We start from the raw sequence: 12,756 nt of genomic DNA on the forward strand, positions 1-12,756 counted from the left end.
CTGTTCTTTCTGTACACTAAAGAAAGTTTTGAATCTGAAAAATAAGGTGATCACATTGCAAATAAAAATAGACGGCATAACGGATGACAGGCTGCATCGTCCGCTGCAGAATATCGCGAATTTATTTTTTGAAGAGTGTGTTCTTGCGTACGGCGAAACGGAGGAACCTTCTGATCTCGTCATTTCACTTGCCATTTCTCAAGATGCAGACAGCGTGTCAGTATCGGGAGAAATCAAAGGAACCGGTGAAAAGGAACATCACACGAAACCGCTTCTTGCCGGCTGGAGCGAAAAAGAAGTATTTAAACAGGTGAAAAATACGCTGTCATACGTATATCTAAACCTTCTCCAGTCACATACAGGCATGACACAAAAATGGGGAATCTTAACCGGCATCAGGCCTACTAAGCTCCTTCATAAAAAGCTGCAAAGCGGCCTGACAAAAGAAGAAGCGCACGCCGATCTGAAAAAAGATTATCTGATACATGATGAAAAAATCAATCTGATGCAGGAAATTGTCGACCGCCAGCTCGCCGCGGTTCCCGATCTGTATCGGGTCAAAGATGAAGTCAGCATATATATTGGCATCCCGTTCTGCCCGACGAAATGCGCCTACTGCACGTTTCCGGCTTACGCCATCCAAGGGCAGGCAGGCAGAGTCAGCTCCTTTTTATGGGGGCTTCACTATGAAATGCAGAAAATCGGAGAATGGCTGAAACAGCATGATATCAAAGTGACGACCATTTATTTCGGCGGCGGTACGCCGACAAGCATTACAGCTGAGGAAATGGACCTTTTATATGAAGAAATGGTCCGTTCTTTCCCGAATGTAGAGAATATCAGGGAAATTACCGTTGAAGCGGGACGACCCGACACGATTACGGAGGAAAAGCTTGCCGTTTTAAATAAGTATAAGATTGACAGAATCAGCATCAACCCGCAATCTTATGAAAACGAAACGCTTAAGGCCATCGGCAGACACCATACAGTTGAAGAAACGATCGAAAAATACCATCTTTCCCGCAAACACGGCATGAATAACATCAACATGGACTTGATTATCGGCCTGCCGGGAGAAGGGACGGCAGAGTTCAGGCACAGTCTTGATGAAACGGAAAAGCTGATGCCTGAATCTTTGACCGTTCATACGCTTTCTTTTAAACGGGCGTCAGAAATGACGAGAAACAAGCATAAGTATAAGGTTGCCGACAGGCAGGAAGTGTCCCGCATGATGGATGACGCCGTGCGCTGGACAAAAGAGCACGGCTATACGCCGTACTACTTATACCGGCAGAAAAATATTCTCGGAAACCTTGAAAATGTCGGCTACTCCTTCCCGGGTCAGGAAAGCATCTACAACATTATGATTATGGAAGAGGTGCAGACGATTATCGGTATCGGCTGCGGCGCGGCAAGCAAATTCATTCATCCGGAAACCGGAAAAATCACGCACTTCGCCAATCCGAAAGACCCGAAATCATATAATGACCGATTCGAGCATTATACAGAAGAGAAAATAAAATACTTAGATGAGATGTTTGTCAAATCTGCATTATAATAAAAAACGGCACGGAATCAGCGTGCCGTTTTTTTTATGTTTATCCGTCTGTCAAAACGGGAAAAGACCATTCAGACTGCTATTTGCAAGAGGTGTACAATATGTATGATGTCATAGGAGCGGGAATCGGGCCGTTTAATTTAGGCCTTGCCGCATTGTTAGAGGATATACCCGAAACAAGCGCTCTTTTTTTCGATAAAAAGAAAGAATTTGCGTGGCATCCGGGCCTGTTAATTAAAGGAACGGATTTACAGGTGGCGTTTCTGGCGGATCTGGTCACGCTTGCTGATCCGAAAAGCCGCTACACGTTTTTAAATTTTCTCCATGAGCATGACCGGCTGTACCGGTTTTACACGTTTAATGAATTTGATATTCCAAGACGTGAGTTTAATGACTATTTAAGCTGGGCAGCTTCAGAAATCAAATCATGCCGTTTCGGCTCAGAGGTGATTGACGTGAAAAATGCCGGCGGGCATTATGATGTCAGCGTCAAGAACATCGAGGACGGCAGTATCAGTGTCTATCAAACGAAGCATTTCGTCATGGGAACGGGTTCTGAGCCGCTTATTCCCGCAGAGATTGATGACGAAGCACGTCAGGACACGATGGTCAGCACGGAATATTTGTTTCGGAAAGATGAGCTCGCCGGCGCCGAATCAATTACAGTAGTCGGCTCCGGACAGAGCGCAGCGGAGATTTTTTCTGATTTATTGCAAGATGAACAATACCGCCGCTGCCGGCTGCAATGGGTGACACGTTCCGCCGGATTTCGAGAATTAGAAACCGCCAAGCTCGGGCAGGAAATGTTTACACCCGATTATGTGGAATATTTTAACCGCCTGCCTTTTCAAGAACGGCTGAACACGCTGCCGGAGCTGGACGGACTGCGTCACGGCATTGATTCTGACACACTTGCTGCCATTTACGACGCCCTGTATCACAGGTCGATCAGCGGAGGTTCCCCTGATGTATATATTCAGCCGATGGCGGAGCTTGAAAAAATTGAAAAGCAAAACGGGCGCTGTGTACTGAGTTTTCATCAATGGCAGATGGATGAAAGCTTTACGGCCGATTCAGAAAAAGTGATTTTGGCGACCGGCTTTAAACCTCATATTCCGGAATGGTTTACGGCAATTTCTCCCGATATCGAATGGGAGGATGAGAAACGGTTTAAAGTGACGGCAGATTCCCGTCTTGTTTTTAAGGACGATAGGCGGCATCATTTTTTCACTTTAACGAATCTTGATCATGCCCACGGAACGGGCGCTACGAATTTGAAGCTGTCCGTTTACAGAAACCAAAAAATCATCAATACTATTCTGGGAAAAGAGCATTTCTCCATTAACAAAAAAACGGCTTTTCAGCAATTTCTTCCCGCGCGAAAAAACTGACCTCTTAGAAAGAGGTCAGTTTTTTTATGATTTCTGCAGCTTCTTTTCAGGCTTTTTCCATTTGAAAACACTGTTCAACAGGAGATATATCCGCTTCGATTCTTTCGTGAGCAAAGGGCCGAGAATGGCCAGTATCAACACATATAAGGCGGCGAACGGCTTGAGTGAAGCGGACAGGCCGCCGGCGATGCCGAGATTTGCGACGATGATGGAGAATTCGCCCCGGGAGACGATGGTCAGCCCGATGTTAGACGATGCTTTATGAGAAAGCCCCGCCCGGCGCCCGGCAATCATGCCGGCGATAAAGTTTCCCGCAATCGTCAGCAGAACGGCGCCTAGGGCGAGCCATACCGCATCTCCCAGTGAAAACGGGTCAATGCTCAGACCGAAACTGAAGAAAAACATGGCTCCGAAAAAGTCACGGAACGGCACGACAAGGTGCTCAATCCTGTCAGAATGGGCCGTCTCCGAAAACACGAGCCCGAGCAAGAGTGCGCCGATCGCTTCAGCGACATGAATCGTTTCAGAAAAGCCGGAGATGAAAAAGAGCGCGGCGAAAATGACGATGACAAATACCTCGTTTGAACGGATATCAAGCAGTTTGTTCAGAAGAGGCGGCAATTTTCTCGCGGCAATGAAAAACAGCAGCATGTATCCGAAAGCGATCACGATTGACAGCAGCGCGCTCCCGACAGACGTGGCGTCTCCAAGTACAAGTCCGGAAACGACGGATAAGTAAACCGCCAGAAAGATATCCTCAAACATAATGATGCCGAGAATCAGCTCCGTTTCCGGATTGGCCGTGCGTTTTAAGTCGACAAGCACCTTTGCGACAATGGCGCTTGATGATATCGTGATGACACCGGCCAATACAAGCACTTCCAAAAAGGAAAAGCCCGTGATAAAGCCGTATATCAGTCCTAAACTGAAATTAATCAGAATATAAATCGTTCCCCCGGCGGCGATGGAGCGTCCGGATTTCACTAATTTTCCGACCGAGAATTCAAGTCCGAGGTAAAAGAGGAGGAACAGGACGCCCATCCGTCCGAAGAATTCAATCACTTCCCGGCTTTCGATAAACGTCAGGTCAATGATGCCCGCTTGGGGGGCGTGCGGCCCGACAAGCATCCCTAAAATGATCAGGAAGGGAATGATCGAAAATTTAATTTTATTGGCGATGACACTCGCAATGGCCACAAGAACTAGCGCCGTACCGACTTCAAATACGAGATGGTCCATAAACAGATCACACTCCGTCTCTGGAGAGGAAGTCTTGGATCAGTTTCTTCAGGTGCTTTCTTTCGCCTGATAGAACGAGTGTATCGTTTGCTTCAAGGAGTGAATCAGCGCCCGGGTTTAAAAACTTTTTCTGGTTATGCTTAATAATGGCGATCACCGTCACATCATAGTTCTGGCGCACATCCAGTTCGCCGAGCGTCCGCCCGGCCGCTTTTGCTCCTTTTTCAACTTTAAACCATTCGATTATCAGATCGCTGAACGCCATTTCAATTGATTCGAGCGCCTGCGGTTTGTACACCATCCCGCCGATAATCGCGGCAATCTGCCTGGCTTCCGCATCATCAAGTGAAATGCTTGCCAGAAGCTCATCAGGGTCGCGGTCATCAAATCTGTAAATTTCCCGCCTGCCGTCATCATGAATAATGATCGTCATTTTTTCATGGTTTCTTGTTTCGATTTCGAATTTTTTCCCGATGCCGGGCAGATCGTTTTCTTTAATATTCATTAAAAATCCCTCCGGAATATACTGTTTTTAAACCGTAAATACAGACTAGCATTGAGAGATTGTCTGATGCCGGAGGTAATTTGACTGGTATTGTATCGGAATGGCGCACGTCCTTTCCAGTGTGGAATCAATAAATTGATCAAGAGGTTTGACAGACAGCAGGGTGACCATCCGGGATAATGTGTCGTATCCTTTAGACAGGCCATACGGAGCGGTTTTGGTATGAGCCGGCGTTTTTGCCGAGTCCGTCTCCTGCGGGTAAACCGAAATTTGAACGTGGCTGTCTGTCTCTGTCACCAATTGGGAAGGAAGGGCGACATCCGAAGGGGGGAACAGCACCATAAAAAAGCTCAGTAAAAAGCTGAGTATCACATATTTCATTATCGGCGTTCCCCCCCTTTTTGTCTTGTATGTCAATTTAACTATATAAAAATGTATGTTCAGTTTCAAATGATATGCATTTTTCGGTATCTGTTGACCTTGAAAAATAAAGGAGTTTCGCTTCGGCGGAAGGAATATATTATTTGAACAAAATATGTAAGCGGATACAAGGGGGATGTAAACATGCAGTATATTCGATATGAAGAAAAGGGAAAGATCGCAGAGATAGTGCTGAACCGGCCCGACAGTTATAATGCGCTGAATGAACAAATGCTGCGGGAATTGGAGAATGCATGCGTCATGGCAGCTGACAGTGAGGCGCTTATAGTCCTTTTGAGGGGGGAAGGCAGGGGATTTTCCGCTGGCGGTGATATTCAGATGATGACGTCGGAACATGATTCAGGAGAATATGAACGGCTCATGAAAATGATCGAATCCATTACACTGACCCTCTATGATATGAAAAAGATTGTGATAGCCGCCATTCACGGGGCCGCGGCGGGGCTCGGGCTGAGTTTTGCGCTGTGCGCCGATGTGGTGCTCGCAGAAGAAAACGCCCGCCTCGCGATGAATTTCATCGGCATCGGGCTGGTTCCCGACGGAGGAGGCCATTACTTATTAATGAGACGCGTCGGCGAGATCGAAGCGAAAAAACTGATCTGGAGCGGTGAAAAATTGCCGGCTGAAAAAGCGGTGGGGCTCAAGCTTGCGGACGGGCTGTTCAGCGGTGACCCTGCGGCGGGGGCAAAACCGTATATCGACCGATTGCTGCATGCGCCGCTGTCAGCAATGATTGAAACGAAGGTTATTTATCAAAGCCTCCATATCAGCCGGTTAAAAGATGTTTTGTCTCTTGAACGAAAGGCCCAGGAAAATATGAGAAAAACGGATGATCATAAAGAGGGCATCCGCGCCTTTTTAGAAAAGCGGACGCCGCAGTTTAACCGGTAAAAAACAGAAGCCGGAAAGCTTCTGTTATCTGTGAAATAAAATCAGCTTTCCGGCTTCATTCACCAAGCGATGAGTATTGTTCTCAAGCTTTTTTTCCTTTAATAAAGCTTCTCCGGCGGCTTTCGCCTCCGCCTCATTTTCTGCTTCGATCCGTTCATTCAGCAGTGTTTCTCCCGATGCGTGGAATGCGGTCAATACGAATTGTCCCATCACGTCACCTCCTTTATAGAATGATATTCTGATAAAGAATTTAAAATCCTCCATTAATTTTTACCCATTATTAGTATATAATGGATAGCGGAAGGAGTTGGATTCGTGCTTACAATTGAACACGTGACGAAAACATTCGGCAGCTTTACCGCTGTTGATAATTTGAATCTGCAAATACCTGAAAGGGAGATGTTCGGGCTGCTCGGCGCAAACGGCGCGGGAAAAACGACGACCTTTCGGATGATTTTGGGTCTTTTAAGCCTGACTGACGGAAATATCAGATGGAAAGGGAAGCCGGTCAATTATTCTGTCAGCGAAAAAATCGGCTATCTCCCGGAAGAGCGGGGACTGTATCCGAAAGTGAAAGTGAGTGACCAGCTTGTCTATCTTGCGAGATTAAAAGGAATGAGAAAAAAGGATGCGGAAAAAGAGCTCATCACATGGCTTGAGCGGTTCGGCATTACAGATTACAAGAATAAGAAAGTCGAAGAGCTGTCAAAAGGAAACCAGCAGAAAATCCAGTTCATTTCCGCTGTCCTGCATAAGCCTGAGCTGCTGATTCTCGATGAACCTTTCAGCGGTCTTGATCCGGTGAATGTCGAGCTGCTGAAAGAAGCGGTTATTTCTTTAAAAAACAGCGGCGTTTCCATCGTTTTTTCAAGCCATCGAATGGAGCATGTGGAAGAGCTTTGCGAGAATCTGTGCATTCTCCAGAAGGGAAAACCTGTCGTTCAAGGCAATCTGAAAGACATTAAGCGGTCTTTCGGCAAAAAAAATATCACCGTTCATTCAGATGAGGATCTCAGCTTTTTAAAAACGCATGAAGGCGTCGTGAAATGGAAGGAAACAAATGACGGGATCAGGCTGCAGGTCGCGAATGAACCGGTGTCTCAGGATATTTTTCAGGCGCTGCAAGGGAAAGGGTTTATACGGAAGTTTGAATTGGAAGAGCCGTCACTGCATGATATTTTTATAGAAAAGGTGGGGGCCGTTTATGAATAAATTTTGGATTATGCTGTTTCATACATATAAAAACAAAATTACGACAAAGTCATTCATTATTTCGACCGCCATTACCGTTTTATTAGTATTAGCGGTGACCAACCTGCAATCGATCATTTCCGTGTTCCAATCGGATGACGGCAAGCAGCAAATCGCGGTGATTGATGAAACGGGCGGGCTGTACCCGGCGTTTGCAAAACAGCTTAAAGCGGCGGATACAGACAATGATTTGCAGGCGATGCAGACGAAGGAGTCCGAAAAAGAGGCCGTAAAGCGTGTCAAAGACGGGGAATGGGACGGACTGTTTATCCTCAGGCAAGATCAAAAAGGCACGATATCAGGAGCCTATAAGGCGCTGACCATTTCTGATGAATCAGCGTATAAACTTCTCAAGCAGGCTTTAACCCAGACAAAAACAGCTGTCGAAACCGCCAAGCTCGGCATTTCGGCAGAAAAAGTCAGCAGCCTCTACACTCCGCCGGAAGTCAGCAAAGACGCGCTGGAAAAAGGGGCGAAATCCGAGGAAGAGCTCGGCCAGGTGATGGGGCTTGTCTACATCATGCTGTTTGTCATCTATTTTTCAGTCATCATGTACGCAAGCATGATTGCGATGGAAGTGGCGACGGAAAAATCGTCACGGGTCATGGAAATTTTAATTTCAAGCATGCCGCCGATTCAGCAGATGTTTGCCAAACTGTTCGGTATCGCGCTCGTAGGGATCACGCAGTTTGCGGTGCTGCTTGCGGCGGGTTATCTCTCACTGAAGGTGAATCCTCAAAATGATGAGTCGTCGCCGATCAGTGCATTTCTCAATTTTACGGACGTTCCCGTTTCGACGATTGTCTATGCCGTCATTTTCTATTTGCTCGGCTATTTTCTTTATGCGACACTTGCCGCGTTTCTCGGCAGTGTTGTCAGCCGGATAGAGGATGTGCAGCAGACGATTCAGCCGATGATTTTTTTAATCGTGGCAGGTTTTATGATCGCCATATTCGGCCTCAGCAATCCTGATGCGGGTTTTATTACCGTTACATCTTATATTCCGTTTTTCACGCCGATGATTATGTTTTTACGCGTCGGGATGCTCGATATCCCGTTTTGGCAGGCGGCGGCCGGAATCGCCCTGACTCTGGTCACAATCGTGATCTTTGCAGCGGTCGGCGCGAAAATTTACAAAGGCGGCGTTTTGATTTACGGAAACGCCGGCGGATTCAAAGCGATCAAACAAGCGCTGCGCATCTCCAAAAAATAAGTCCAAACAGCCCGGGAGAGCCGGGCTGTTTTTTTATTATCCAGAACGTGCATTCGCATGAAAACGATGCTAAAATAAAGGGTAATTCAACTTACAGAAAGGGGAGGGCGAGATGGCTGATCTGACGTTTATTCATGCCGCTGACCTGCATCTGGACAGCCCGTTTTACGGCATTTCGCATCTGCCTGAACCGGTATATGCGCGTATTAAAGAAAGCACATTTCACAGCGTCCGCCGTCTTACGGACGGAGCGCTCCGGGAGCGGGTCGATTTCGTGCTGCTTTCGGGGGATCTGTTTGACGAAGCCAACAGAAGTTTAAAAGCCCAGCTGTTTTTGAGAAAACAGTTTACCAGATTGCAGGAAGCGAATATTCAAGTGTTCGTCATATTCGGCAATCATGATCATTTGGGCGGTGAGTGGACACCGATTGAATGGCCTGAAAATGTACATATATTCACTTCGGATACACCGGAAGAAAAATCTTTCTTTAAAAACGGAGAGCTTGCGGCAAGCATATACGGATGCAGCTATCAGGAAAGAAGCGTAACGGCCAATCAAGCCGCCCGGTACCGGAAAATGACCGGCGCTCCTTATCATATCGGCATGCTTCACGGCACGTTATCAGGAGCGGAAGGACATGATCCGTACTGCCCGTTTACGAAAGAAGACCTTGAAAAAAGCGGCATGGATTACTGGGCGCTCGGACACATTCATAAACGGCAGGTTCTTTCCGCTCAGCATCCCGCCGCCATTTACCCCGGAAATATTCAAGCCCGCCATTTAAAAGAAACCGGGCCTAAGGGATATTATCTCGTCCGGGCGGCAAACGGTGAGATGTCTTGGGAATTCAAAGAAGCGCACGATGTGTTATGGGAGGAAATTGACCTTGATATTTCCGGAGCTGAACATATGACTTCACTTATGAAAGCCGCATCGGATACGTTCTCCGGCTTGCGTGCGGAGGGCCGCCCGGCATGTATCAGGCTGGTGCTCCGCGGCGCGGCGCCCCGCTTTTGGACGGAGGCGCCCGCAGGGATTGCAGAGGAGCTTCTTTCCGCTTTACAGGAGGAAGAGGCCGAAGAGGAATGTTTCGTCTGGCCGCTTGCGATTGAGGATCGGACGGATGAAACAGACACCGTGCCGCCCGATCCGTTTTTTAAAGGGCTGCTTCAGGACATAGAACAATACGCGGACATGAGCGGTGTATTTGAAGCGCTAGAGCGTCATCCCGTATACCGGCGGCAGATGACTTCATTTACAGATGAAGAGGTGCTGGACATTAAACGGCAGGCCCAAGCCGTTTTAAAGCGACAGCTGAAGGAGCTTCAGCGATGAAAATAACGGCGCTCTATATTTACCAGTATGGAAAATTTTCCAATCGAAGCTTTCAGCTGTCGGATTCCCCCGTACAAGTCATCTACGGATTAAATGAAGCGGGCAAAACGACATTGATGTCCTTTATCAAAAGCGTGCTGTTCGGTTTCCCGAAATCAAAAAAATACGAACCGAAAACCGGCGGGGTTTACGGCGGCGTTGTGGAACTGAATCATGACGATTACGGTGCTGTCAAAATCGAACGGACAAAAGGGGCTGCCGAAAAAGTCAGAGTGTATACGGCTTCAGGCGAAATCAAGGATGGAGAATGGCTCAAACAGCTGCTTTCCGATACAGATCGCACGCTGTACGAAGCGATCTATTCGTTTGATGTATTCGGACTCCAGGAGATTCAAGCCTTTAACCGAGACAAAATCGGGGAGTTTCTCCTGTTTTCCAGCTTATTCGGGTCTGAAGCGGCGGCGAAGCTTGACGGCAGACTGGCGAAAGAACTTGACAGAATGTATAAGCCGAACGGGCGGAACCCCCGCTTAAATCAGGAATTGGATACATTAAAGCGGCTCAGCGCCAAGCTGAAACAGGCGGAAGCTGCGGAAGCGGGCTATCACAGCCTCCTAGAAGAGAAAAAAAGCGCCGGCGGCTGTTTGCAGGATGCCAAAGCGCAATTGAAAGATATAACTGAAGAAATCAAAACAGTAAAAGCGGCGATAGAAGCAAAGCCGCTTGCGGACAAAAAAACAGCGCTGGAAAGCGAACTTTCTTCATATCCGGAAGCATTGGAGCAATTCCCGAAGAACGGAATGCATCAGCTCGAAAAATACGAATCACATCTCCATCCGAAAGCGGCCCGGCTTGAGGGGCTTCGGGCAAAAGCGGCTGAAATCAAACGGCAGGCTGACCTGCTCTCTCCAAATGAGGACATGTTACAAAAAGAGCGGCAGCTGCAGGAGCTTTCCGGCGAGCAGCATATGTACGAATCACGCGGCGAACAGCTTGCCGCCATCCAATTACAGATCCGGCAGACATCAGCCCGTGTTTCTTCAGGATTACAGCAGCTCGGCGGCAGACATGAGGAAGACGGCATTCTATCGCTGAACACCGATTATGAATATGAATGGCAGCTGCAAGAAGCCGTGCAGAGCGCCGGACAGGCAAGAGAAAGAAAAACACAGCTTGACTCTCTATTTGAACAAGCACGGCTGGAGCTGGAAGACGCCGAACGAAAACATGCCGTGACGTCGGAAAACGTCTTGGATCCCGCTGTCAGAAAAGAAAAAGAAGACGCCTTACAAGCATATAAACAAACGGCTGTTACTGAAGGAAACGAATGGCAGGCTCATCTCCGGCAGCTGGAAAAACAGCGCGCCAAACAAAAAAAGCTCTTTGTCGGTGCGGGTATTCTGTTCATTGCGATTTTCGTTATGTTAAAGGAATGGCTGCCCGCCGCCCTTTTTACCGGCGCTCTGATGCTGTACGTGCTGACTGGCATGCAAAAGGCGCCGCCGTCAGAAAGAAGCCGGCCCGGTCACGAGAAGCAGAAGTCCCCGATCTCAAAAGAAGCGGCTGATCTTCTGCAGGAAGAGCTATGGCGTGACGGCCAGCACCGCCAGCAGCTGATTGCGGATCAAGCGGTGCTTGAACAGAAAGAAGCGGCATATGAAAGAGTCATCCGCCAATATGAAGAATGGGAAGCCGAAATGGCGCCCTCTGAAAAAAAGGCGGAACATTTTATGAAGGAACTGGGGTTTTCGGGCAGCCCGTCTCATCTTCTCGACGCATATCATGTGATGAAAGATGTCAAAAAAGAAATCCTTACCAAGCATGAGCTGACCATTGAAGCGGGCCGGCTGCAAAAACTGCAAAGAGCGTTTGAGGAACGGGTCAAAAAGCTGAGTCCTTCAGACGGCCGGGAGCTGTCCGTAAAAGAAAGGCTGCACTTTTTGCTGCAGCAGGCGGAACGGGCCCGTGAAGACGCAAAACGAAAACAGGCGCTCGAAACGGACCTGCTGCATGCACAAGAGCAAATCCGTGAATTAAACGAAGAAGTTCATTACTACGAACAGCAGGTCAAACAGCTTTTTACAGCCGCAGGGGCAAAAAACCGTGAACACTTTTGTGAACTCGCCAGGCTGAATGAAAGCCGCCGGGAAACAGAGAGGGAGCTGCGCGAAATCAAAACGCACTTATCCGGCATAGGCGGAACACAGCTGGAGCCGTACATGAGCCGCACAGTGCCCGAACTTGAACATACAGCCGTTCAGAAAGAACAAGAGAAAGAAACACTTGAGGAAAAAATCGCCAATCTCCGTGAGCAGATCGCTTTACTAACGGTGAAACAAGAACAGCTGGAGTACTCGGGGCTGGTATCCGATTTAAAACAGCAGACAGAAATGCAGAAAGAACGCGTTAAAAAAACAGCTAAAGAGTGGGCCGCATTGCAGACGGTCAGACACATCATCAGAGAAAAAATGGAGCGGCATAAAAAAGTGACGCTTCCCCGTCTGTTGGAAACCGCAGGTTCATTATACGGACCGCTCACGGACGGACGCTATCAGAAATTGTATTTCTCTGAGGCTGATGACTCCATTATGGTCATGCAGAAAGACGGTACGGTTTTTTCTGCAAGCGAGCTGTCACAGGCGGCATGCGAGCAGCTTTATGCGGCGATCCGTTTTGCCCTTGCGTCAGAACGGGAATCTGCGGTATCACTTCCGTTTTTACTTGATGACAGTTTTGTTCATTTTGACAGGGAGCGGCTGAAGCGGCTGTTTGATGTGCTGAACCAGCTTTCAGAAGGCGGACGTCAGATTCTTTATTTCACCTGCCATGAGCATGTAAGCCGCTCATTTCACAGCGGGCAAGTCATGCGGCTCCTGTCATAAAAGAGTTTATTTTCAAAAAAGAGGTATGTGCTATACTGGTATTATGTAA

General features: G+C 47.9%; 11 protein-coding genes. 7 read left to right on the forward strand and 4 right to left on the reverse strand.

The window, feature by feature from the left end; genetic code table 11:
- Nucleotides 1-55 precede the first annotated feature (55 nt).
- A complete protein-coding gene (locus QRX25_RS04840; protein ID WP_065981068.1) occupies nt 56-1,558 on the forward strand; it encodes a coproporphyrinogen III oxidase in 1,503 nt (500 codons plus the stop codon).
- A 101-nt stretch (nt 1,559-1,659) separates the two neighbouring features.
- Complete coding sequence (locus QRX25_RS04845) at nt 1,660-2,949, forward strand: lysine N(6)-hydroxylase/L-ornithine N(5)-oxygenase family protein (RefSeq protein WP_065981069.1); 1,290 nt, start codon at nt 1,660-1,662, stop codon at nt 2,947-2,949.
- 24 nt (nt 2,950-2,973) lie between these two features.
- Here the strand turns inward: QRX25_RS04845 and QRX25_RS04850 are convergent, their stop codons facing one another.
- Genes QRX25_RS04850 through QRX25_RS04860 form a run of 3 tightly spaced genes read right to left on the reverse strand, consistent with a single transcriptional unit; the run spans nt 2,974 to nt 5,074 of the window.
- Entirely contained in the window at nt 2,974-4,188 is a 1,215-nt protein-coding gene (locus tag QRX25_RS04850; RefSeq protein WP_065981070.1) for a cation:proton antiporter, read from the reverse strand.
- 7 nt (nt 4,189-4,195) lie between these two features.
- The gene (locus QRX25_RS04855) at nt 4,196-4,693 is read right to left on the reverse strand and encodes a cation:proton antiporter regulatory subunit (protein WP_014469990.1); all 498 of its coding nucleotides are present in this window, start codon (nt 4,691-4,693) and stop codon (nt 4,196-4,198) included.
- Between the two features lie 45 nt (nt 4,694-4,738).
- Nucleotides 4,739-5,074, reverse strand: a complete 336-nt coding sequence (locus QRX25_RS04860) for a hypothetical protein (protein WP_065981071.1) — start codon at nt 5,072-5,074, stop codon at nt 4,739-4,741.
- A 183-nt stretch (nt 5,075-5,257) separates the two neighbouring features.
- On the opposite strand from QRX25_RS04860, the gene QRX25_RS04865 reads away from it, so the two are divergent.
- A complete protein-coding gene (locus tag QRX25_RS04865) occupies nt 5,258-6,025 on the forward strand; it encodes an enoyl-CoA hydratase (RefSeq protein ID WP_065981072.1) in 768 nt (255 codons plus the stop codon).
- A 24-nt stretch (nt 6,026-6,049) separates the two neighbouring features.
- Here QRX25_RS04865 and QRX25_RS04870 read toward each other — a convergent pair whose 3' ends face one another.
- A complete protein-coding gene (locus tag QRX25_RS04870; RefSeq protein WP_014469992.1) occupies nt 6,050-6,235 on the reverse strand; it encodes a YhzD family protein in 186 nt (61 codons plus the stop codon).
- A gap of 105 nt (nt 6,236-6,340) precedes the next feature.
- On the opposite strand from QRX25_RS04870, the gene QRX25_RS04875 reads away from it, so the two are divergent.
- The 4 genes from QRX25_RS04875 to QRX25_RS04890 all read left to right on the forward strand — a co-directional run bounded on the left by QRX25_RS04875 (nt 6,341) and on the right by QRX25_RS04890 (nt 12,707).
- The gene (locus QRX25_RS04875; protein WP_115997903.1) at nt 6,341-7,237 is read left to right on the forward strand and encodes an ABC transporter ATP-binding protein; all 897 of its coding nucleotides are present in this window, start codon (nt 6,341-6,343) and stop codon (nt 7,235-7,237) included.
- On the forward strand, nt 7,230-8,489 hold the full coding sequence (locus tag QRX25_RS04880) for an ABC transporter permease (RefSeq protein ID WP_065981075.1): 1,260 nt from the start codon (nt 7,230-7,232) through the stop codon (nt 8,487-8,489). Before QRX25_RS04875 ends, QRX25_RS04880 begins: the two co-directional genes overlap by 8 nt.
- A 112-nt stretch (nt 8,490-8,601) precedes the next feature.
- A complete protein-coding gene (locus tag QRX25_RS04885; RefSeq protein WP_065981076.1) occupies nt 8,602-9,825 on the forward strand; it encodes a metallophosphoesterase family protein in 1,224 nt (407 codons plus the stop codon).
- Nucleotides 9,822-12,707, forward strand: a complete 2,886-nt coding sequence (locus tag QRX25_RS04890) for an ATP-binding protein (protein ID WP_115997904.1) — start codon at nt 9,822-9,824, stop codon at nt 12,705-12,707. Before QRX25_RS04885 ends, QRX25_RS04890 begins: the two co-directional genes overlap by 4 nt.
- The last annotated feature ends 49 nt before the right edge of the window (nt 12,708-12,756 follow it).

The organism is Bacillus sp. L381, from assembly GCF_030284525.1.
Taxonomy (GTDB): Bacteria; Bacillota; Bacilli; order Bacillales; family Bacillaceae; genus Bacillus; species Bacillus amyloliquefaciens.